20 protein-coding genes and 1 pseudogene are annotated in these 22107 nt (G+C 70.1%); 13 read left to right on the forward strand and 8 right to left on the reverse strand.

Annotated features, from left to right (window positions below):
- Positions 1–129: 129 nt before the first annotated feature.
- The 6 genes from AC1DSA_RS11010 to scpA are packed head-to-tail and all read right to left on the reverse strand — an operon-like array spanning position 130 to position 8042.
- Positions 130–618: a VOC family protein gene (locus AC1DSA_RS11010; RefSeq protein WP_477888977.1), complete on the reverse strand. Its 489-nt coding sequence runs from the start codon at positions 616–618 to the stop codon at positions 130–132.
- Positions 618–2666 carry an acetyl-CoA carboxylase biotin carboxylase subunit gene (locus AC1DSA_RS11015; RefSeq protein ID WP_477888979.1) on the reverse strand — a complete coding sequence of 683 codons (2049 nt, stop codon included), beginning with the start codon at positions 2664–2666 and terminating at the stop codon, positions 618–620. Before AC1DSA_RS11015 ends, AC1DSA_RS11010 begins: the two co-directional genes overlap by 1 nt.
- A 5-nt stretch (positions 2667–2671) precedes the next feature.
- A complete protein-coding gene (locus AC1DSA_RS11020) occupies positions 2672–3292 on the reverse strand; it encodes a glutathione S-transferase family protein (protein ID WP_477888981.1) in 621 nt (206 codons plus the stop codon).
- A gap of 28 nt (positions 3293–3320) precedes the next feature.
- Positions 3321–4853, reverse strand: coding sequence for an acyl-CoA carboxylase subunit beta (locus AC1DSA_RS11025; RefSeq protein WP_477888983.1), 1533 nt, complete (start codon positions 4851–4853; stop codon positions 3321–3323).
- A gap of 25 nt (positions 4854–4878) precedes the next feature.
- A complete protein-coding gene (gene meaB / locus AC1DSA_RS11030) occupies positions 4879–5883 on the reverse strand; it encodes a methylmalonyl Co-A mutase-associated GTPase MeaB (RefSeq protein ID WP_477888985.1) in 1005 nt (334 codons plus the stop codon).
- Positions 5880–8042 (reverse strand): methylmalonyl-CoA mutase, encoded by a 2163-nt coding sequence (gene scpA / locus AC1DSA_RS11035; protein ID WP_477888987.1) that lies wholly within the window; start codon positions 8040–8042, stop codon positions 5880–5882. The genes meaB and scpA overlap by 4 nt, the downstream gene beginning before the upstream one ends.
- A 95-nt stretch (positions 8043–8137) precedes the next feature.
- Between scpA and AC1DSA_RS11040 the strand changes: the two genes are divergently transcribed.
- The 6 genes and pseudogenes from AC1DSA_RS11040 (at position 8138) to AC1DSA_RS11065 (ending at position 13879) form a co-directional block, all read left to right on the forward strand.
- Positions 8138–9586, forward strand: coding sequence for a short-chain fatty acyl-CoA regulator family protein (locus tag AC1DSA_RS11040; protein WP_477888989.1), 1449 nt, complete (start codon positions 8138–8140; stop codon positions 9584–9586).
- Positions 9587–9596: 10 nt separating this feature from the next.
- Positions 9597–9722, forward strand: a pseudogene (locus AC1DSA_RS11045) (helix-turn-helix domain-containing protein); the annotation flags it as partial.
- Positions 9723–9825: 103 nt separating this feature from the next.
- Complete coding sequence (locus AC1DSA_RS11050) at positions 9826–10497, forward strand: LysR substrate-binding domain-containing protein (RefSeq protein ID WP_477888991.1); 672 nt, start codon at positions 9826–9828, stop codon at positions 10495–10497.
- Between the two features lie 119 nt (positions 10498–10616).
- Positions 10617–11822: a CaiB/BaiF CoA transferase family protein gene (locus AC1DSA_RS11055; RefSeq protein ID WP_477889156.1), complete on the forward strand. Its 1206-nt coding sequence runs from the start codon at positions 10617–10619 to the stop codon at positions 11820–11822.
- A gap of 37 nt (positions 11823–11859) precedes the next feature.
- A complete protein-coding gene (locus AC1DSA_RS11060) occupies positions 11860–12828 on the forward strand; it encodes a Bug family tripartite tricarboxylate transporter substrate binding protein (protein WP_477888993.1) in 969 nt (322 codons plus the stop codon).
- A 94-nt stretch (positions 12829–12922) separates the two neighbouring features.
- Positions 12923–13879: a hydroxymethylglutaryl-CoA lyase gene (locus AC1DSA_RS11065; RefSeq protein ID WP_477888995.1), complete on the forward strand. Its 957-nt coding sequence runs from the start codon at positions 12923–12925 to the stop codon at positions 13877–13879.
- A 31-nt stretch (positions 13880–13910) separates the two neighbouring features.
- Here the strand turns inward: AC1DSA_RS11065 and AC1DSA_RS11070 are convergent, their stop codons facing one another.
- Both AC1DSA_RS11070 and AC1DSA_RS11075 read right to left on the reverse strand, forming a co-directional pair.
- Positions 13911–14510, reverse strand: a complete 600-nt coding sequence (locus AC1DSA_RS11070) for an acyloxyacyl hydrolase (protein ID WP_477888997.1) — start codon at positions 14508–14510, stop codon at positions 13911–13913.
- 26 nt (positions 14511–14536) lie between these two features.
- Positions 14537–15313, reverse strand: coding sequence for a class I SAM-dependent methyltransferase (locus tag AC1DSA_RS11075; RefSeq protein WP_477888999.1), 777 nt, complete (start codon positions 15311–15313; stop codon positions 14537–14539).
- A 144-nt stretch (positions 15314–15457) separates the two neighbouring features.
- On the opposite strand from AC1DSA_RS11075, the gene AC1DSA_RS11080 reads away from it, so the two are divergent.
- The 7 genes from AC1DSA_RS11080 to AC1DSA_RS11110 are packed head-to-tail and all read left to right on the forward strand — an operon-like array spanning position 15458 to position 22081.
- A complete protein-coding gene (locus AC1DSA_RS11080) occupies positions 15458–15724 on the forward strand; it encodes a phosphopantetheine-binding protein (protein WP_477889001.1) in 267 nt (88 codons plus the stop codon).
- A 1-nt stretch (position 15725) separates the two neighbouring features.
- A complete protein-coding gene (locus AC1DSA_RS11085; RefSeq protein WP_477889003.1) occupies positions 15726–16403 on the forward strand; it encodes a COG4648 family protein in 678 nt (225 codons plus the stop codon).
- A complete protein-coding gene (locus AC1DSA_RS11090) occupies positions 16400–17779 on the forward strand; it encodes an AMP-binding protein (protein WP_477889005.1) in 1380 nt (459 codons plus the stop codon). The genes AC1DSA_RS11085 and AC1DSA_RS11090 overlap by 4 nt, the downstream gene beginning before the upstream one ends.
- Positions 17772–18110, forward strand: a complete 339-nt coding sequence (locus tag AC1DSA_RS11095) for an ApeI family dehydratase (protein WP_477889007.1) — start codon at positions 17772–17774, stop codon at positions 18108–18110. Before AC1DSA_RS11090 ends, AC1DSA_RS11095 begins: the two co-directional genes overlap by 8 nt.
- Positions 18107–19123 (forward strand): LpxL/LpxP family acyltransferase, encoded by a 1017-nt coding sequence (locus tag AC1DSA_RS11100; RefSeq protein ID WP_477889009.1) that lies wholly within the window; start codon positions 18107–18109, stop codon positions 19121–19123. Before AC1DSA_RS11095 ends, AC1DSA_RS11100 begins: the two co-directional genes overlap by 4 nt.
- Positions 19101–19718, forward strand: a complete 618-nt coding sequence (locus tag AC1DSA_RS11105; protein ID WP_477889011.1) for a LolA-related protein — start codon at positions 19101–19103, stop codon at positions 19716–19718. The genes AC1DSA_RS11100 and AC1DSA_RS11105 overlap by 23 nt, the downstream gene beginning before the upstream one ends.
- Positions 19715–22081 (forward strand): MMPL family transporter, encoded by a 2367-nt coding sequence (locus AC1DSA_RS11110; protein WP_477889013.1) that lies wholly within the window; start codon positions 19715–19717, stop codon positions 22079–22081. The genes AC1DSA_RS11105 and AC1DSA_RS11110 overlap by 4 nt, the downstream gene beginning before the upstream one ends.
- Positions 22082–22107: the final 26 nt, after the last annotated feature.

Below are 22107 nucleotides of genomic sequence, written 5' to 3' on the forward strand. Positions count from 1 at the left end.
CACCGGGCTGGATCGGATTGGGCTGGTCCATTGTCGAGCTGCGGACCATTCTGGCCGCAGCCGCGCAGAGACGCGAGCGGAAATGGCAAGGAAGCACGCAAACCCGCCGCCCGCGGCCGAAAGTGCTGCTTAAAAGCTGCGCGCGGCCAACGACTTGAACGCAGCGGTGACCTCGGGCGGGGCCTGGACCAGTTCGATCAGCACGCCCTCGCCGCCCACGGGGAACTCGTCGTTGCCCTTGGGGTGCACGAAGCAGATGTCGAAGCCCGCGCCGCCGCGGCGGATGCCGCCGGGGGCGAAGCGCACGCCCTGCGATGTGAGCCACTCGACCGCCGTCGGCAGGTCATCGATCCACAAGCCGATGTGGTTCAGGGGCGTCGCGTGCACCGCGGGCTTCTTGTCCGGGTCCAGCGGCTGCATCAGGTCCACCTCGACCTTGAACGGCCCGGTGCCGAGGGCGCAGATGTCTTCGTCCACGTTCTCGCGCTCGCTGCGGAAGGTGCCGGTGACCTCCAGGCCGAACAGGTCGACCCAGAGCTTTTGCAGCCTGACCTTGTCCGGCCCGCCGATGGCGATCTGCTGGATGCCCAGGACCTTGAAGGGACGTGCGGCGCTCATCACTGGAACTCCACGATCGGCTGGTCCACCGCCAGGGACTCGCCCTTGCTGGCCAGCACCTTGCCCACCACCCCGTCGGCGGCGGCAAAGAGCACGTTCTCCATCTTCATCGCCTCGATCACCGCCACGCGCTCGCCGGCCTGCACCTTCTGGCCCGGCTGCACGGCGACGTCGACCAGCAGGCCCGGCATCGGCGACAGCACGAAGCGGCTCAGGTCGGGCGGAGCCTTGTAGGGCATCAGCTTGTACAGCTCCGCCGCGCGCGGCGACAGCACCAGCGCCTCCAGGCGCGTGCCGTTGTGGCCGATCCGATAGGCCAGTGCGTTCTTGCCGATGCCGCGCTCCACCTGCGCGGTGAAAGCCTCGCCGTTGACGGTGCCCCGCATGCGCAGCCCGCCCAGGTGCCAGCGGCTCGCGATCGCGTAGCGCTTGCCGTTCGTTTCGACCACGGCGCTGCCCGTCGACGATTCGAACGAGGTCACGATGGCGGGCTGGTACTGGTGCTGGCCATCGGCGCCGAGCTTCACCACCACGTATTCATCGCGCACCTTGTACTCGTGGCCGCGCATCTGGCCGGTGATGCCGGCCGAGCGTTCCAGCGCCTTGCGGTTGGCGAAGGCGGCGATGGCGGCCAGGAAGTCCTCGTCGTGGTGCGGAACGTCCTCCGCCTTGAAGCCGCTGGCGTAGTGCTCGGCGATGAAGCCGGTGTTGAAGTCGCCGGCGACGAACTTCGGGTGCGCCAGCAGCGCGGCCTGGAAAGGGATGTTGCTCGAGATGCCGCGGATCACGAAGCCGTTGAGCGCCTCGCGCATCTTGGCGATCGCGTCGTTGCGGTCGGTGCCGTGCACGATCAGCTTGGCGATCATCGAGTCGTAGAACATCGGGATCTCGCCGCCCTCGCCCACGCCGGTGTCCACGCGCACCCCCTGCAGGTGTTCGGTGTCGGAGGCCCACATGCTGGGCTTCGGCGGCTGGAAACGCACCAGCCGGCCGGTGGACGGCAGGAAGCTGCGGAACGGGTCCTCGGCATTGATCCGGCACTCGATGGCCCAGCCGTTGCGCTTCACCTCGGCCTGCGTCAGCGGCAGCTTCTCGCCCGCCGCCACGCGGATCATCAGCTCCACCAGGTCCAGGCCCGTGATGCATTCCGTGACCGGATGCTCCACCTGCAGGCGGGTGTTCATCTCCAGGAAGTAGAAGCTCTGGTCCTTGCCGACCACGAACTCCACCGTGCCCGCGCTCTGGTACTTCACGGCCTTGGCCAGGGCCACGGCCTGCTCGCCCATGGCCTTGCGCGTCGCCTCGCTGATGAAGGGCGACGGCGCCTCCTCGATCACCTTCTGGTGGCGGCGCTGGATCGAGCACTCGCGCTCGTTGAGGTACAGCACGTTGCCTTGCGAGTCGCCCAGCACCTGGATCTCGATGTGCCGCGGCTCCTCCACGAACTTCTCGATGAAGACGCGGTCGTCGCCGAAGCTGTTGCGCGCCTCGTTGCGGCAGGAGGTGAAGCCTTCGAAGGCTTCCTTGTCGTTGAAGGCCACCCGCAGGCCCTTGCCGCCGCCGCCGGCGCTGGCCTTGATCATCACCGGGTAGCCGATGTCCTTGGCGATGCTCACCGCCTGCTCGGCGGTCTCGATGGCATCGTTGTAGCCGGGGATGGTGTTGACCTTCGCTTCCTTGGCCAGCTTCTTGGACGCGATCTTGTCGCCCATGGCCGCGATGGAGTAGTGCTTGGGGCCGATGAAGACGATGCCCTCGGCCTCCACGCGCCGGGAGAACTCCTCGTTCTCGGACAGGAAGCCGTAGCCGGGATGCACCGCCTGCGCGCCGGTCTGCTTGCAGGCCGCGATGATCTTGTCGGCGACCAGGTAGCTCTCGCGGCTGGGCGCCGGACCGATGAACACGGACTCGTCGGCGAGCGCGACGTGGCGCGCATCGCGGTCGGCGTCCGAGTACACGGCCACGGTCTTGATGCCCATCTTGCGGGCGGCGACGATCACGCGGCAGGCGATTTCGCCTCGATTGGCAATGAGGATCTTGTTGAACATGATGATTACTGGAGTCCCAGTTCCTTGCGCATGGCCTGGTTGCGCGCATCGGCGCGCTGGTAGGCCGGACGGGCGTCCAGCCGATCGACATACGCCGTGAATGCCGGCGTGGGTTCGATCTGCTTGAACGACAGGAGGAAACGAAGCAGGCCGCCGAACACGACGTCGGCCATGGAAAAGTCCTTGCCGAGCAGGAACGGGCCTTTGGCAATGGCGCTTTCGCTGGCGGTGAGCACGGACGCGTAGTTGCCCCAGCCTGCCGCGACCTCCTTCACTTCCCAGCCCGAGCCCTTCGCCATCACGGCGGGCTCGATGACGCTGGGGGCGAAGAAGGACCAGCGCAGGTAGGTGCCGCGTCGCGGATCGTCCAGGGCGGGCGCGAGCCGGCCCGCTGCATAACGGTCGGCCAGGTACAGCGCGATGGCCGCGGACTCGGTCACGACGACGTCGCCGTCGACCAGCGTCGGCAGCTTGCCCATGGGATTGAGGGCGACGAACCCCGGCTGCTTCTGTTCGCCTTTCAGGATGTCGACGATCTTCAGTTCGTAGGGCACGCCTGCCTCCTCCAGCGCCCAGATCGTGCCGGCCGCGCGGGAGTACGGGTGGTAGTGGAGGGTCAGGGCCATGAGGACACTTCCATTCGGGGCGGGACGCCTAGAGGGGAATGTTCCCGTGCTTGCGCCACGGGTTTTCCAGTTTCTTGTCGCGCAGCATGACCAGTGAACGGCAGATGCGCTTGCGGGTTTCGTGCGGCAGGATCACGTCGTCGATGAACCCCCGCGCGCCCGCCACGAACGGGTTGGCGAAGCGCGCCTTGTACTCGGCTTCGCGCGCGGCCAGCTTGGCCGGGTCGCCCTTGTCCTCGCGGAAGATGATCTCCACCGCGCCCTTGGCGCCCATCACCGCGATCTCGGCATTGGGCCAGGCGAAGTTGACGTCGCCGCGCAGGTGCTTGGAGCTCATCACGTCGTAGGCGCCGCCGTAGGCCTTGCGCGTGATGACCGTGATCTTGGGCACCGTGCACTCGGCATAGGCGTAGAGCAGCTTGGCGCCGTGCTTGATGATGCCGCCGTATTCCTGCGAGGTGCCGGGCATGAAGCCGGGCACGTCGACGAAGGTGAGGACCGGGATGTTGAAGGCATCGCAGAAGCGCACGAAGCGCGCGGCCTTGATCGAGCTCTTGATGTCCAGGCAGCCCGCCAGCACCTGCGGGTTGTTGGCGACGATACCCACGCTCTGGCCTTCCATGCGGGCGAAGCCGATCAGGATGTTCTTGGCGTAGTCCGGCTGCAGTTCGAAGAAGTCGCCGTCGTCGACCGTCTTGAGGATCAGCTCCTTCATGTCGTACGGCTTGTTCGCGTTGTCCGGCACCAGCGTGTCGAGCGAGAAGTCCATGCGGTCGGCCGGATCGTTGCTCGGCCGCACCGGCGGTTTCTCGCGGTTGTTCAGCGGCAGGTAGTTGTACAGGCGGCGCAGCATGGTCAGCGCCTCCACGTCATTCTCGAAGGCCAGGTCCGCCACGCCGCTCTTGGTCGTGTGGGCGCTCGCGCCGCCCAGCTCTTCCGCGGTCACTTCCTCGTGCGTCACGGTCTTCACCACTTCGGGGCCGGTCACGAACATGTACGAGCTGTCCTTGACCATGAAGATGAAGTCGGTCATGGCCGGGGAGTACACCGCGCCGCCCGCGCAGGGGCCCATGATCATGCTGATCTGCGGCACCACGCCCGAGGCCATCACGTTGCGCTGGAACACGTCGGCGTAGCCGCCCAGGGAGGCGACGCCCTCCTGGATGCGCGCGCCGCCGGAGTCGTTCAGGCCGATCACCGGCGCGCCGACCTTCATGGCCTGGTCCATCACCTTGCAGATCTTCTCGGCGTGCGCTTCCGACAGCGCGCCGCCGAACACGGTGAAGTCCTGGCTGAAGACGAACACCAGGCGTCCGTTGATCATGCCGTAGCCGGAGACCACGCCGTCGCCCGGCACCTTGCTGTTCTCCATGCCGAAGTCCGTGCAGCGGTGCTCCACGAACATGTCCCATTCCTCGAAGGTGCCCTCGTCCAGCAGCAGTTCGAGCCGTTCCCGGGCCGTCAGCTTGCCCTTCTTGTGCTGCGCGTCGATGCGCCGCTCGCCGCCGCCCAGGCGGGCCGCGGCGCGCTTCTTCTCCAGTTGTTCCAGGATGTCGTGCATGGTTGTTCCTCGGGCTCTCTCTTGTTCAATCGGTTCGCTGCATCGCTTGCAGCAGCTGGCGCGCGGCGGTGGATGCCGCGACGCGCCCCTGTTCCACTTCCCTGGTCATCTTCGGCAGCAGCGATTTCACGCCTGCGTGTTGACGGAATGCCTGCCTCAGGCCGCTTTCGATGCGCTCCCACATCCAGTCCAGCGACTGGTGGCGCCGCCGTGCCGCGAGCCGGTCGCTGGATTCCTGCAGGCTTCGGAAGGTCGTCACGGCCTGCCAGAAGCGGTCCACGCCCTGCGACTTCAGCGCGCTCAGCTGCAGCACCTGCGGGTGCCAGAGCGCCTGGTCGTGGTGCGCATGGTCGGGATGGCCATGCTGGCCCAGGATGCGCAGCGCGCTGGTGATCTGGGCCTGCGCGCGCGTCGCCGCATCGGGATCGATGTCGGCCTTGTTGATCACCACCAGGTCGGCCAGCTCCATCACGCCCTTCTTGATCGCCTGCAGGTCGTCGCCGGCATTGGGCAGCTGCATCAGCACGAACATGTCCGTCATGCCCGCGACCGCCGTCTCGCTCTGGCCCACGCCCACCGTCTCGACGATCACGATGTCGTAGCCCGCGGCCTCGCACACCAGCATCGCCTCGCGCGTCTTGGCGGCCACGCCGCCCAGCGTTCCACTCGAGGGGCTGGGCCGGATATAGGCCTGCGGCTGCACCGACAGGTGCTCCATCCGCGTCTTGTCCCCCAGGATCGAGCCGCCGGAAACGCTGGAGGACGGGTCGATCGCCAGCACCGCCACGCGGTGCCCGTCAGCGATCAGCGCCAGCCCCAGGGCCTCGATGAAGGTGCTCTTGCCCACGCCCGGCACGCCGCTGATACCGAGCCGGAAGCTGTGGCCGGTGTGCGGCAGCAGCTCGGTCAGCAAGGCGTCCGCCTGCGCGCGATGATCCGCGCGGGTGGACTCCAGCAGCGTGATGGCCTTGGCGATCGCGCGGCGCTGCGCAGCGCCGGGCGCTCCGACGATGGCCGCGGCCAGGTTCACGATTGCGCGACAGCCTTCCTGATTTGCTCCAGCACGTCCTTCGCGCTGGCCGGGATCGGGGTGCCGGGGCCGTAGATGCCCTTGACGCCCGCGTTGTACAGGTACTCGTAGTCCTGCTGCGGGATCACGCCGCCGACGAACACGATGATGTCGGTGGCGCCCTGCTTCTCCAGCTCCGCGATGATCGCGGGCACGAGCGTCTTGTGGCCGGCGGCGAGGGTGCTGATGCCCACGGCGTGCACGTCGTTCTCGATGGCCTGGCGCGCGCACTCCTCGGGCGTCTGGAACAGCGGGCCCATGTCGACGTCGAAGCCCAGGTCCGCGTAGGCCGTGGCCACCACCTTGGCGCCGCGGTCGTGGCCGTCCTGGCCCAGCTTGGCGACCATCACGCGCGGGCGGCGGCCCTGCTCCTCGCCGAAGGCGGCGATTTCCTTCTTCAGGTTCTCCCAGCCTTCGGCCGAGTCATAGGCAGCTGCATACACACCGGTCACCTTTTGCGTATCGGCGCGATGGCGCCCGAACACCTTCTCGAGCGCATCGCTCACTTCACCCACGGTCGCCCGCAGGCGCACCGCCTGGATGCTCAGGTCCAGCAGGTTGCCCTTGCCGGTGCGCGCGGCGGTGGTCAGCGCTTCCAGCGCCGCATGCACCTTGCCAGCGTCGCGCTTCGCCTTGATCTGGTGCAGGCGCGCGATCTGCTGCTCGCGCACCTGCACGTTGTCCACTTCGCGGATCTCCAGCGCGTCCTCCTGCGCCAGCTTGTACTTGTTGACCCCGACGATCACGTCGCGGCCGGAATCGATGCGCGCCTGCTTCTGCGCCGCCGCGGCCTCGATCTTCAGCTTGGCCCAGCCGGAATCGACGGCCTTGGTCATGCCGCCCAGGGCCTCGACTTCCTCGATGATCGTCCAGGCGGCGTCCGCCATGTCCTGGGTCAGCTTCTCCATCATGTAGCTGCCGGCCCAGGGATCGATCACGTTGGTGATGTGCGTTTCTTCCTGGATGATCAGCTGCGTGTTGCGGGCGATCCGGGCGCTGAATTCGGTGGGCAGCGCGATGGCCTCGTCGAAGCTGTTGGTGTGCAGGGACTGCGTGCCGCCGAACACCGCGGCCATCGCCTCGATCGTGGTGCGCACGACGTTGTTGTACGGGTCCTGCTCGGTCAGCGACCAGCCCGAGGTCTGGCAGTGCGTGCGCAGCATCAGGCTCTTGGGGTTCTTCGCGCCGAAGCCCCGCATGATCCGGCACCACAGCAGCCGCGCCGCGCGCATCTTGGCGACCTCGAGATAGAAATTCATCCCGATGGCCCAGAAGAAGGACAGGCGACCGGCGAATTCATCGACGTCCAGGCCCTTGGCCGTGGCGGTCTTCACGTACTCCTTGCCGTCGGCCAGCGTGAAGGCCAGTTCCAGCGCCTGGTTCGCGCCCGCCTCCTGCATGTGGTAGCCGGAGATCGAGATCGAGTTGAACTTCGGCATGTTCTTCGCCGTGTACTCGATGATGTCGCCCACGATCCGCATGGAAGGTTCCGGCGGATAGATGTACGTGTTGCGGACCATGAACTCCTTGAGGATGTCGTTCTGGATGGTCCCGGACAGCTGGTCCTGTTTCACACCTTGTTCCTCGGCGGCCACCACGTAGCCCGCCAGCACCGGCAGCACGGCGCCGTTCATGGTCATGGAGACCGACACCTTGTCCAGCGGGATGCCGTCGAACAGGATCTTCATGTCCTCGACCGAATCGATCGCCACCCCCGCCTTGCCGACGTCGCCCACCACGCGCGGGTGGTCGCTGTCGTAGCCGCGGTGCGTGGCCAGGTCGAAGGCGACGCTCACGCCCTGGCCGCCGCCGGCGAGGCCCTTGCGGTAGAAGGCGTTCGACTCTTCGGCCGTGGAGAAACCGGCGTACTGGCGGATGGTCCAGGGACGCGCCGCGTACATGGTGGCCTGCGGGCCGCGCAGGTAGGGCGCGAAGCCGGGCAGCGTGTCGACGTGCGCGAGCCCCTGCAGGTCGGCCGCCGTGTACAGCGGCTTGACGGTGATGCCATCGGGCGTCACCCAGTCCAGGGCGGCGGGATCGCCTCCCGGCGCGGATTTGGCCGCTGCCTTTTTCCAGAGGTCCAGGTCCGCGGTGCTCGTGGGTCGATTGGGTTCGCTCATAACATCGCAATCTTCGCAAAACCGGCGGCACAAGACAACGGCTAAACTAGCCGGCGGGGCCCATTCGGGCCTGTTAATTTGCGAAGCTTGCGAAGATGACCAAGGCCTACATGGGCGTCCGGCTCAAGACGTTCCGCGAAAAGCAGCGATTGACCCAGGCCGCCCTGGCGGCGTCGCTGAAGATCTCGCCCAGCTACCTCAACCAGATCGAGAACGACCAGCGCCCCCTGACCGTGCCCGTGCTGCTGCGGCTGCAGGCGGCCCACGGCGTCGACCTGCAGCTGTTTTCGGAAGACGAGAGCGCGCGCCGGCTGAGCGAGATCCAGGCGGTGTTCGCCGACCCTCGCGAGGCCGACGCGGTGCCGCAGGCGGAAGCCAAGGTGCTCGCGTCGCAGCTTCCTTCGGTGGCCAAGGTGCTGCTGCACCTGCACAAGCGCGCGCGCACGGCAGAGGACCGGCTGTCGTCGCTCGCGGCCGACTCGGACGGGGACCGCACCGAGGGCGACCCCGCGCCGCCCCTGCAGCCGTACGAGGAAGTGCGCGAGTTCTTCTACGCGCGCCACCACCACATGGCCATGCTCGACGAGCGCGCGGAACAGCTGTACGAGATCGTGACCGGGGATGCGCCCGAGGCGGCGGCCGGCGGCTCGCACCTGCTCGCGCGGCTGCGCGAGCACCTGCGGCAGCAGCACGGCATCGAAGTGCGCGAGACCGCGGCCAACCGGACGTCCGACCAGGCGCTGCGCAGCTACGACGCGGCCACCCGCACCATTGCCCTGGCCACCGACATGGACCCGGGGCAGCAGGCGTTCCAGCTCGGCGTGCAGCTCGCCTTTCTCGAGAACGGCCCGCTGATCGACTCGTTCACGACCGCCGATGCGTTCACGACGTCGCAGGCGCGCAGCCTGGCGCGCCTGGGTTTCGCCAACCACTTCGCCGGTGCGCTCGTGCTGCCGAACCGGCGCTTCCAGGAGGCGGCCGAGGCACTGCGCTACGACCTCGAACTGCTCGCCGACCGCTTCGGCGTCGGCCTCGAGACCATCGGCCACCGCCTGTCCACGATGCATCACGCGCCGGGCCGCGGCATCCCCTTCTTCTTCGTGCGGGTCGACCGCGCCGGCAATGTGTCGAAGCGGCAATCCACCGCGGACTTCCACTTCTCGCGGCACGGCGGCACCTGCCCGCTGTGGAACGTCTACGAGGCGTTCTCGCAGCCGGGCAAGATGCTCACGCAGCTGTCGCGCATGCCCGATGGCCGCACCTACCTGTGGATCGCCCGCACGGTGGAGCACCGGCGGGGCGGCTACGGATCGCCCAACCGCATCTTCGCGGTGGCCCTGGGCTGCGACGCGCGTTATGCCGAACGCCTCGTGTACGCCAAGGGCGTCAACCTGGTGGACCCGGATGCCGCCACGCTGATCGGCGCCGGCTGCAAGGTCTGCGACCGCGCGGGCTGCGCGCAGCGCGCCTTCCCGCCACTCGGGCGCACGCTGCAGATCGACGAGAACCAGCGCGGCTTCGCGCCCTACGCCTCCGGCATGTAAGGCACCGGACGTGCGCGACATCGACCCGGTCTCCATCCGCCTGTTCCTGGCAACTTTGGAGGAAGGCAGCATCGCCCGGGCGGCGGCGCGCGAGAACATCGTGCCCTCCGCCGTCAGCAAGCGCATCGCCGAGATGGAGTCGCAGCTGCGCGTGCCCCTGCTCGACCGCAGCGCCAAGGGCGCACAGGCGACCCCCGGGCCTGGCGCTCGCCCATCACGCGCGCCACCTGCTGCAAAGCATGGACCGCATGCAGCGCGAGATGGCCGGCTACGTGGAAGGCGTGCGCGGCGTCATCAAGGTGCTGGCCAGCGTCACCTCGCTGTCCGGCGAGCTGCCGGCGGACATCCTGCGCTTTCGCGCCGACCGCCCGCAGATCGAGGTGGACGTGGAGGAGCGGGTCACGCCGGCGATCTACCGCGGGGTGCGCGAGGGCCTCGCCGACGTGGGCGTGGCTTCCGAGTTCGCCAGCCACGAAGGCCTCCAGGTGTTCCCCTATCGCCGCTACGTGCTGGCAGCCGTGCTGCCCGCGGGGCACGCCAAGGCCCGGGCGCGCAGCCTCGCGTATGTCGACCTGCTGGACGACGACCTGGTGGAACTGGGCCGCGACAGCGGCATCGCGCAGGTGTTCGACGAGGCCGCGCGCGAAGCCCGGGCGTCGCGCACCGTGCGCGCGCGGGTCAGTTCCTTCGAGACCATCTGCACGCTGGTCGGGCGCGGCATGGGCGTTGGGGTGGCGCCGCTGTACCTGAAGGCGGCCAAGGAGCGCGCACTGGGCGTGCGTTTCGTGCCGCTGTCGGACGCCTGGGCCCAGCCGCGCAGCTTCGTGGCGGTGCGCGACCTCGACGCGCTGCCGGTGGCCGCGCAGGCCTTCGTGGCCCACCTGCGCGCCAGCGCCATCGCCATCGACTGAGGCGCCGGCGTCCGGGGTTTCCCGGGGTCTCGAAACGAGAAAGCCCCAGTTCCGAACCATCGCTTGGCACGATGGCCGTCCGCGCGGAACATGCACGCTCCGCGCCGCCACGAGACTGCATGACCGACACCTCCGCCTACCTCCCCGACGACTCCCTGCCGCTGCGCGGCATCAAGGTGCTGGAGCTGTCGCACATGATCATGGGCCCGGCCGGCGGGCTGGTGCTGGCCGACCTGGGGGCCGAGGTGATCAAGGTGGAGCCGCTGGACGGCGACCGCACGCGCCGGCTCAAGGGCTCGGGCATCGGCTACTTCCCCGTGTTCAGCCGCAACAAGAAGAGCCTCGCGGTGGACCTCAAGTCGGCCGAAGGCCAGGCGCTGGTGCGCGAACTGGCCCAGGGTTGCGACATGCTGGTGGAGAACTTCCGCGACGACAGCCTGGTGCAGTACGGCCTCGACTACCCCACGCTCAGCGCGACCAACCCCGGCCTGATCTACATCTCGCTCAAGGGCTTCCTGTCGGGCCCGTACAAGCAGCGCACCGCGCTCGACGAAGTCGTGCAGATGATGGGCGGCATGGCCCACATCAACGGCGGCACCGGCGCGCCGCAACGCGTGGCTCCCTCGGTCAACGACATCCTGGGCGGCACCTTCGGCGTGGTCGGCGCCCTGGCGGCGCTGCACGACCGCCAGCGCACCGGCCGGGGACGGCACGTGCGGGCGGGCCTGTTCGAGAACAACCTCCTGCTGGTGGCGCAGTTCATCGCGCAATACCAGCTGACCGGCACGCCGCCGGTCCCCATGGGCGACAAGCGCACGCCGCCCTGGGGCGTGTACGACATCTTCGACACGCAGGACGGCCGCGTTTTCGTGGCCGTCGTGAGCGACGCGAACTGGCAGGCGTTCTGCCGCGACTTCCTGCCGGCATCCTTCGGCGACGACGCGCGCCTGCGCACCGCCATCCAGCGCGAAGCCGCCCGCCCCTGGCTGGTCCCCGCCGTGGCCGAAGTGCTCGAGTCCTGGAAGACGGCCGAGCTGTGCGCGGCGCTGGAAGCGTCCGGCCTGTCGTACGGCCCGATCCGCCAGCCGCACGACTTGCTGGACGACCCGCACCTGAAGCAAGGCGGCGCCCTGCTGCCCACCACCATGCCCGATGGCCAGCATGTCGACGCCGCCGCGCTGCCCATCGAATTCGACGGCCGCAAGGTCGGCAAGCGCCTGGACCCGCAGCCCGTGGGCGCGCAGACCCGCGAGCTGCTGCGCGGCATGGGCCTGGACGAAGCGCGGATCGACACCCTGGTCCGCCAGGGTATCGTCGCCGCCTGAGCTGCACACGACACGACAAGAGCCCAAGGAGCCCCCCATGAACCGCCGCGATTTCCACCGCCTCGCCCTGGCCACGGGCGCCCTGGCCGCCTGGCCTGCCTTCGCGCAGGACTACCCGGCCCGGCCGATCCGCATGATCATCCCGTCCACGCCGGGCGGCGGCACCGACTTCACCGGCCGGCAGATCGCCACCAAGCTCGCGGAGTTGAACGGCTGGAACGTCGTGCCGGACAACCGCCCCGGCGCCGGCACCGCACTCGGCCTGGCCGAAGCCGCGCGCGCCAAGCCGGACGGCTACGAGCTGGTGATCGCGCAGTCGGACAACGTCTCGCTGATCCCGCTGCTGCTGAAGGTCGCCTACGACCCGATCAAGGACCTCACGCCGATCGCGCTGTGCGCCGTCACGCCGCTGGTGATCCTGGTCAAGGAGAACTCGCCCTACAAGACGCTGCCGGACCTGCTCAAGGCCGCGAAGGCGCAGCCCGGCAAGCTGACCTACGGCACCTCCGGCACCGGCGGTGGCGTGCACATCGCGATGGAACTGCTCCAGCTCACCGCGGGTGTCAAGATGCAGCACGTCCCCTACAAGGGCTCGACGCCGGCCCTGGCCGACCTGCTGGGCGGCCACCTGGACTTCGCGGGCTCCTCGATCTCGTCGGCAGCCGGGATGATCCATTCCGGCAAGGTGCGCGCCCTGGCCGTGACCTCCGCCAGGCGCAACGCCAGCCTGCCGGACGTGCCCGCGGTGGCCGAGTTCGGCTACAAGGACTTCAACGCCATCAGCTTCTACGGCGTCATGGGTCCCGCCGGCATCCCGGCGCCCATCGTCGCGCGGCTCAACGCGGACATCAACAAGGTGCTGCAGCGCCCCGAGGTGAAGACGGCCTTCCAGGCGCAGGGCTTCGACGCCGGCGGCGGCACGCCCGAGGAATTCGCCGCGCTCATCCGCGCCGACATCCAGAAGTCCCGCGAGATCATCACCACCGCCGGGATCAAGGTCGAATGAGCGCCGCCCGGCCGCCCGAAGGCGCTCGCCCCCTCCGCTTGCGGAGGGGGGAGGCGCAGGCCGCGCAGCGGGCAAGCCTGGGGGAGGTTACCCAATGAGCGCGCATCCCACGGTCACCGTCTGCGAGGTCGGCCCGCGCGACGGCCTGCAGATGGCGCAGGGCCGCATGGCCACGGACACCAAGCTGCGCTGGATCCGCCAGCTCGCCGACAGCGGCTTGCGCGAGATCGAAGTGGGCAGCTTCGTTTCGCCGCGCATGATTCCGCAGATGGCGGACACGGGCGAAGTGGTTCGCGGCGCGCTGGCGATCGACGGCCTGACCGTGTGCGCGCTGGCCTGCAACCTCAAGGGCGCCATCGCGGCGCACGAAGCGGGCGCCCATGTCGTGGCCATCCCGGTGTCGGTGAGCGACACGCACAGCCACGCCAACGTGAACAAGGGCACCGAAGCGCAGGTCGAGATGGTGCGCGGCATCGTCGACTGGGTGCGTGCGCAGTCGCGCCCCATGCGCATCGACGTCGCAGCCGCCACGGCCTTCGGCTGCTCCATGGAAGGCGACGTGCCGAGACGGCGCGTGGCGCAGGTCGCCGCTGCGCTGGCCGCCACCGGCGCCGATCGCGTGGCGCTGGCCGATACCGTGGGCTATGCCCATCCCGCCCTCGTGCGCGACACCGTGCGCGAGGTGCAGGACGCGATCGGCGCGCGCCTGACCAAGCTGCACCTGCACGACACCATGGGCCTGGGCCTGGCCAACGCGCTCGCGGGCCTGGAACAGGGCATCCGCGAATTCGACGCCTGCCTGGCCGGCCTGGGCGGCTGCCCGTTCGCGCCCGGCGCCTCCGGCAACATCGTCACCGAGGACCTGGTGTTCATGCTGGAGAGCATGGGCCTGACCACCGGCATCGCCCTGCCGCGCCTGCTGGACGCCCGTGCCCTGCTGCGCGAGGCACTGCCCGAGGAACCCATGCGCAGCGGCGTCGCGGCCGCGGGCATCCCGCGCACCTTCCGGACGGGCGCTGCACGCGCCAACGGCCTGGCAGCGTCGGCCTAGGACGCGACGCGCGCCAGCCTGCCGCGCAGTCCTACCGGAAGGACCAGACCGCGCCGAAGTTCACGCCCAGCACGTCGATGCCTGGGTTCGGGTTGGTCATGCCCAGGTTGGAGTGGTGGGTGAAGTAGAGCGCGGCCGTCAACGCGAAGTCATCGCGCAGCTGGCGGCGCAGCCCGCCCTGCGTGTACCAGTTGAAGGCCAGGTCCTGGCCTTGGCCGCCGGGCACGCCCTTGGAGTTGATGAAGCCGACGCCGCCGCCGATTTCGAAGAAGCCGGCGGTCCTGCGGTCGGGCGCCCACAGCTCGAACACCGGTGCGCCGGACACTGCGAAGTAGTGGTCCTCGGGTCCCCGCACGATCGCCTCGGCCACCAGCGCGAACCGGTTGCGCAGCGTCAGGCGCGCGCCTTCGGGCGAGCGCCACAGGTCCGTCATCGACGGGCTGCGCCACGCCACCTGCACCGGCGCGATGCGGTAGTCGTGCGGCGAGTTGTTCTTCACCTTGGCCAGGTAGCCTGCCTCGACGGCGAATTCCCAGCGGTCGGCGGGATGCGGGGACTGGGCGCTTGCGGGCGCGGCAGCCACCACGGCCAGGGCGAAGCTGCCCGTGGCGATCCAGCGATGTCCTCTCATTCTTCTTTCTTCTTCTTTCGTTTTCTTCATGCGCCGCGGGCGCGGTACTCCGAGAAGATGCCCAGTTCGACGTGCCGGCCGACCTCGGCCAGCCCGGCATTCGCCAGCGTCTCCAGCACCTGCGCCGGCGGAACGCAGGCCTCGATCGTGTCCCAGTAGTAGCGCCAAAGCATGGGCGTCGTGGGCGAGCGCGACACCAGCCGGGCGATCGTCGGCACCACGCCGCGCATGTAGGCCTTCAGCAGCAGGTTCGCCACGCGGCCCTCGGCGCGCGTGATCTCCAGCACCAGCAGCCGGCCGCCCGGCTTGAGCACGCGCCGGAATTCGGCGGCCGCCGCGGCGAAGTCGGCGATGTGGCGCAGCGCGTAGCCCATCACCAGGAAGTCCGCGCTGGCCGAAGCCACCGGGATCTCCTCGGCCCGGCCGATGCGGCACTCCACCGGCTGCGCGAAGTGCGCCTGCTGCATCATCCCCGGGCTGGGGTCCACGCCGACCAGGCGCTGCGGCTCGCCCGTGATCTTCAGGATCTCCTGCGACACGAGGCCCGTGCCCATGCCCACGTCGACGACCTCCATGCCGGGTTGCAGGCCGGCGCGCAGCAGCGCCTGCCGCCGGTACCACGAACCCGTGCCCAGGCCCAGGATCTTCTCCAGACGGTCGTAGTCCACGGCCGTGCTGTCGAAGGTCTGGCGCAGGAAGGCTTCGCGCGCGGCGGCATCGTCGCTGCGGTAGTACGCGGGCAGGGGCGCATGCGGAAGGTGGACCGAGGCCTTGGGTGCCTGCTCGCGTGAAGGATCGGACATTCTGGGACTGCTTTTGTGGATGAGCGTGGCGAACGGCTCACGCGCCACGTGATTGTCTACGTTTCGCCGCCGCTCCTCGTCTTGGTGCAGGGCCGCCTCGCATAAAATCGCAGCGTTTCACTTGCCCGGGGTTCGGGCACCACAATGACCGCCAACAAAGAACTGCTTCACGAAGTGGCCAGCCTGCTGGTCGAAGCTTTGAATCTGGAAATCGCGCCGGAGGCCATCGACCCGCTGGAGCCCCTCTACGGCGACGGCCTGGGCCTCGATTCCATCGACATGCTGGAGGTCTCGCTCGTGGTATCCAAGCGCTATGGCGTGCAGCTGCGCTCGGACGACGAGAACAACGAGAAGATCTTCGCCTCGCTCGCGAGCCTGGCGGACCACATCGCCGCGCACCGGACGACCTGACATGCGCGGCGGCCTCGCATGGTCCCGCGCGCGCTGGGCGGCCGCTGCCGTCGCGGCGCTGGCGTACGCGGCGGGCTCCCACGCCCTGATGACCCGGGCGCAGGACTCCCCCTGGTCCCTGGTGATCGTCCTCGGGCCGCTGGTGGTGCTGGGCGCGGCCGCTGCCTGGGGCGCCGGCCATCGTGCGCTCGCGGTCGCTGCGGTGTTCGTCGTGCTCCTGCTGGGGCTCCGCGCCGCCGGCGGGCACGGCATCCCCTCGCGCTGGCTCTACCTGGCGCAGCATGCGGGCGTGCACCTGGCGCTGGCGGCGTGGTTCGGCAGCACCCTCAGGCAGGGTGGCGATCCCCTGGTGAGCGCCCTCGCCCGCCGCGTGCACAGCGGCCTCACGCCGGCCATGGCACGCTACACGCGCAACGTGACGCTGGCGTGGACGCTCTATTTCCTCGGCATGGCCGCGGCCTCGCTGGCGCTGTTCGCGGCCGGGGATTTCGCCCGCTGGTCCCTGCTCGCGAACATCCTGACGCCCGTGCTGACGGCGGCCTTCTTCATCGGCGAGTACCTCGTGCGCTACCTGCTGCATCCCGAATTCGAACGCGTGGGCCTGCTGCAGGCCGTGCAGGCCTACCGCAGCCACGGCGCCGCCAAGGGCAGCGCGATCCACGACGCCCCACGGTCATGAGTGCATCGCCCATCCACGCAGCCGGCCTGCCCCTGCTGGCCGGACACGCCTCGCTGGACGAGCCGCTGGCCTGGCGCGCGGGCCGGCCGCTGTCGCGCAGGCAGTTCCTGCACGACGTGCACCGGCTTGCCCCCCTGCTGCCCGACGGCGGACCCGTGCTGCCGATGACGGCGGACCGTTACCTGTTCGCGCTGGCGCTGGGCGCGGCCGTTGAGCGGGGCCAGGCCGCGCTGATGCCGCCGAACCACACGCCGGACATGGTGCGCCGCCTGCACACCCAGTTCCCCGCGGCGTACGTGCTGGGCGACACGGGCCAGCCGCAACTCGACCTGCCCACGCTCCCCTATCCCGAGCCGTCGCCGTCCGGTGGCAAGGCGCCCGCGATGCCGCTCGTTGCCGCGGACCATGCGGTGGCCCACGTGCTCACCTCCGGATCCACCGGCCAGCCCATGCCGCATGGCAAGCGCTGGGGCCAGCTCGTGGTCAACATCCAGGCGGAAGCACAGCGGATCGCCGAAACCCTGGGCCGTGCCGACCTGCGTGGAGTCACGATCGTCGGCACTGTCCCCGCCCACCACATGTACGGGTTCGAATCGACCGTGCTGATCGCCCTGCTGGGCGGCGCGGCCTGCGCCACCGAGCGCCCGTTCTTCGCGCAGGACATCGTGCGCGTGCTCGCCTCGGTGCCGCGGCCCCGCGTGCTCGTCACCACGCCGCTGCACCTGAAGACCTTGCTGGACGACGGCATCGCGCTGCCGCCGGTGGACCTGACGATCAGCGCCACCGCGCCGCTGTCGCCGCAACTGGCGGCACGCGCCGAGGCGGCGCTCGGCGCGCCCTTGATGGAAATCTACGGCTGCACCGAGGCCGGCCAGGTGGCCACGCGGCGCACCACCGAAGCGCCGGAGTGGCGCACCTTCCCCGGACTGGTCCTGTCGGGCGACGGCGAACAGTCGTGGGTCAGCGGCGGGCATGTGCCCGAGCCCACCCGCCTGGCCGACGTGCTGGACGTGCTGGAGCCCACGCGCTTTCGCCTGCTCGGGCGCAGCAACGACCTGGTCAACGTGGCCGGCAAGCGCAGTTCGCTGGCGCACCTGAACCACCACCTCAACAGCATCGAGGGCGTGCGCGACGGCGCCTTCTGGCTCCCGCCCGACAGCAGCGAAGCGGTCGTGCGCCTGGTCGCCGTGGTGGTGGCGCCGGAGCTCAGCCGCGATGCGCTGCTGGCGGCGCTGCGCGAGCGGGTGGACGCCGCCTTCCTGCCGCGGCGGATCCTGCGGGTGGACAGCCTGCCCCGCGACCCTACGGGCAAGCTGCCGGCTGGACGCCTGACGGAACTCGTGGCCCGGCTGCTGTCAGACTCGGGCCATGCCTGACATGACGAGCCGCCGCATCGAGGTGGCGCGCGACCACCCGGCATTCGCCGGCCACTTTCCGGGACAGCCCCTGCTGCCCGGCGTGGTGTTGCTCGGCGAAGTGCTGGAACTGCTGCTGCGGGAAGCACCCGCGGCCCTCGGTCCGCGGCCCTGCATCAGCGCGGTGAAGTTCCTGGCGCCGGTGCGTCCCGGTGCCGGCCTGGAGATCCGCTGGAGCGCGCCGGGCGCGGAGCGCCTGCGCTTCGAGGTCTGGCGGCATGCGGAAGGCGACCCGCCGGAAGGCCAGCTCGCCGCCAGCGGGCAGCTGGAGCCGGGCGCCGCATCGCCATGAGCGCCGCACACCAACCTCCCCCCGGCGCCGCTGCGGAATGGGCCAGCCACGCCGAGCGCAGCAATGCCCCGGCCCTGCGCCTCATGCGCTGGATCGCGGTGACCCTGGGACGCCGCGCTTCGCGCGTGGTGCTGCACCCGATCACGCTGTACTTCCTGCTGTTCGGCGGCCCGGCGGCGCGCGCCTCGGCGGACTACCTGCAGCGCGTCCTCGGCCGCACGCCGCGCTGGCGGGAGCGCTACGCCCACGTCCACCATTTCGCTTGCACCATCCTCGATCGCGTGTACTTGCTGCGCGGCGATTTCGATCTGTTCGAGGTCGACGTGGTGGGCGCGGAGCACATCGATGCGGTGCTGCAGGCGGGCCGCGGCGCCTTCCTCGTGGGCGCCCACCTGGGCAGCTTCGAGGCGCTGCGCGCGCTGGGTGAGGAGCGGCGCGGCCTGCGCGTGGCCATGCTGATGTACGAGCACAATGCGCGCCTGCTGACCGACACGCTGCGCGCCATCGCGCCGGGCACCGAGCAGAAGGTCATCGGCCTTGGCCGGATGGAAGCTATGCTGGAACTGCGCGACTGGCTCGATGCGGGCGGCGTCGCCGGATTGCTGGCCGACCGGACGCTGCAGGGACCGGCCCAGCCCGCGGGCGCAGCCGGCCGCTCGCGCACCCACTGGATCGATTTTCTCGGAACCCCCGCTGCTTTCTCCGATGGTGCCTTCCGGCTGGCCGCGCTGCTGCGCCGTCCCGTGCTGTTCATGGCCGGCCTGTACCTCGGTGGCGGCCGCTACCAGCTTCGCTTCGTGCCGTTGGCGGATTTCAGCGAAGCGCCGGGCACCCTCCCGTCGGTGGACCGCGCGACCCGCGATGCCGCCGTGCAGGCAGCCGTCGTGCGCTATGTGCAACTGCTGGAACAGCAGTGCCGCGACACGCCGACCAACTGGTTCAACTTCTTCGATTTCTGGGCCGGCAGCCCCGGCCCGCAGGACGCTTCCCATGCGAGCCCCGACTCTCATTGACCCGATCGCCGCCTTGCGGGTGGCGCTGCTGGCCCTCGGACTGGCCGCCCTCGGCTGCGCGCATGCGGCGGGCTTCGACCTGCCTGCGCTGATGCAGCAGCTGTCGCAGGCCCGCTCCGGCGAGGCCGTGTTCGTGGAGGACCGGCGCGTGCAGCAGCTGGACCAGACCCTGCGCTCCAGCGGCCGCCTGAGCTTCACCGCGCCGGACACCTTCGTGCGCGAAACGCTCAAGCCCCGGCACGAACGCATGGCCGTGGTGGGCAACCAGCTCACCCTCAGCCGCGGCAACCGGTCGCAGACGACGATGCTCGACTCCGTCCCCGAGGCCGCGGTGATCGTCGAAGCGATCCGCGGCACGCTGACCGGCAACCGGGAATCGCTCGAACGCTATTTCGACACCAGCGTGCAGGGCAGCGCCGAGCAGTGGCAGCTGGAGCTGGTGCCGCGCGAGGCGCGGCTGCGTGGCCAGGTGTCCTACCTGCGCCTGAGCGGTCGGCAGGGACAGGTGCGCGAAGTGCGCATGACGCTCGCGGACGGCGACACCTCCGTCATGCGCATCGAGCCGGTGGCGGGCGACGCGGCGGCCAGGCCTTGACGCCCGACGGCATCCCGCGGCGCTGGCGACAGCCGGTGCCCTGGATCTGGCTCGCGGCGATGGCGCTGGGACTCTGGCTGTGCGCGCGCGCCAGCTATGTCGCCGACCTGTCGGCGTTCCTGCCCTCTTCCCCCACGGCCGAACAGCGGGTGCTCCTGGAGCAGCTGAAGAACGGCGCGACCGCGCGGGTGCTGATGATCGGCATCCGCGGCGGCACGTCGCAGGCCCGCGCGGATGCGTCGCGTCGGCTCGCGGCGTCCCTGCGCGCGAGCGGCGCCTTCGAAGCCGTCCACAACGGCGAGGATGGCGACCAGGAAATGCTGGGGCGCCTGCTGTTCGAGCGGCGCTACCTGCTGAGCCCGGGGGTCGAGCCCGCGCGCTTCAGCGTCGAGGGTCTGCGCGACGCCATCGACGAGACCGTGGGCCTGCTGGGGACGCCGGCCGGCGCCCGCATCAAGCCGCTGCTGTGGCGTGATCCCACCGGCGAGACCGTGCGCATGGCGGAGGCCATGCTGCCGGCCGCCGCGCCGCGCGTCGAGGAGGGGGTCTGGATGTCCCGCACGCAGCCGCGTGCCGTGCTGGTGGCCAGCAGCCGCGCCGACGGTGCCGACCTGGACGCGCAGCAGGTGGCGCAACAGCAGGTGCGGGACGGCTTCGCCGCGCTCGGCGCTCCGGGGTTGCAGCTGGAGCTGACCGGGCCCGGCGTCTTTGCCGTCGAATCGCGCACCACGATCCAGTCGGAGGTCGAGCGGCTGGCGATCGCCGGGAGCGTCGCCATGGTGCTGCTGCTGCTGTTCGCCTTCGGCTCGCTGCGCCCGCTGGCCATCGCGGCCCTGCCGGTGGGCAGCGGGGTCATCGCCGGCATCGTCGCCGTCAGCCTCGCGGCGGGCCAGGTGCACGGCCTCACGCTGGGCTTCGGCACCACGCTGATCGGCGAGGCCGTCGACTATGGCATCTACTACCTGGTGCAGGCGCGGGCGCTGGGCCACGCCGGCTGGCTGCGCGGGCAGTGGCCGACGGTGCGCCTGGGCCTCTGGACCTCGGTCGCCGGGTTCGCGGCGCTGGTGGTCTCCGGCTGGGCCGGACTCGCGCAACTGGGCATCTTCGCGGTGGCGGGCCTGCTGGCGGCGGCTGCCACCACCCGCTACCTGTTGCCGGTGCTGGCGCCGGAGGGTGCCGCCGGCTCGGGCCTGCGGGACCGGCTGGGCCGCATGACGCTGGTCCTCACGCACGCCTTGCCGCGCGCGCGGCTGCCGCTGCTCGCACTCACGGTGGCCGCCATCCTGGCACTGGCCTGGCTGCCTTCGCCCTGGCGCGGTTCGCTGTCCTCGCTCAGCCCGGTGCCGCAACAGGCGCTGGATCTCGACGCATCGCTGCGCGGCGACCTGGGTGCATCGGACGCCGGCGTGCTGGTGGCGGCGGAAGCGGCCGACGAGGCCGGGGCGCTCGCTGCCGCCGAACGCATCGGACAGCGCCTGGACCAGCTGGTGCAGGCAGGCAAGCTGGCTTCCTACCAGTCGCCCGCCCGCATCCTGCCCAGCCCCGCCACGCAGCTGGCGCGCCGCGCAGCCTTGCCGGAAGCCGACGTCCTGCAGGAGCGACTGGCTGCCGCCACGCGCGATGGGCCCTTGCCCGCCGCGAAGCTGGCGCCCTTCATCGCCGACGTGCAGGCGCAGCGCCACATGCCCGCGCTCACGCGCTCGGACCTGCAAGGCACGCCGCTGGCGGGTGCCCTGGACGCGCAGCTGATGGCCGGCAGGAACGGCACGCCCTGGACCGCGCTGTTGCTGTTGCAGGTTCCCCCGGACGGCACGCTGCCGCTCGCGGAACTGCGCCAGGCCGTCGCCGACCTGCCCGGCGCGCGGGTCGTGCAGGTGCAGCCCGAACTGGACCAGATCTACGCCAGCTACCTGGGCCAGGCCCGCTGGCAGGCCGCCCTGGGCGCCCTGGCCGTGCTGGCCCTGCTTGCCGGGCACCTGCGATCCGCGCGCCGGCTCGCGAGCGTGCTGCTGCCGCTGGCGGCCAGCGTCGTGCTGGTGCTGGCCGGGCTGGCCCTGTCGGGCGCAGCGCTGGGGGTGCTGCACTTGATCGGCCTGCTGCTGGTGGCCGCGATCGGCTCGAACTACGCGCTGTTCTTCGACCAGCTGCGCCAGCGCGGGAGTGCCGATCCCGACACGCTGGCGTCGCTCATGCTCGCCAACCTGACGACGGTGACCTCGTTCGCCCTGCTGGCAACGGCCAAGGTGCCGGCGCTGGCGGCGGTCGGGCTGACCGTGGGACCGGGCGCCTTGCTGTCACTGTTGCTCGCCGCCGCTTTTTCACGTGCGCCGGCGTTGAGCGCCGCAGGCCCTGTGACACAATAGCCACGACACATGAGCTGGCTTGCTGT

The organism is Ramlibacter sp. P4_H7 (assembly GCF_056400765.1).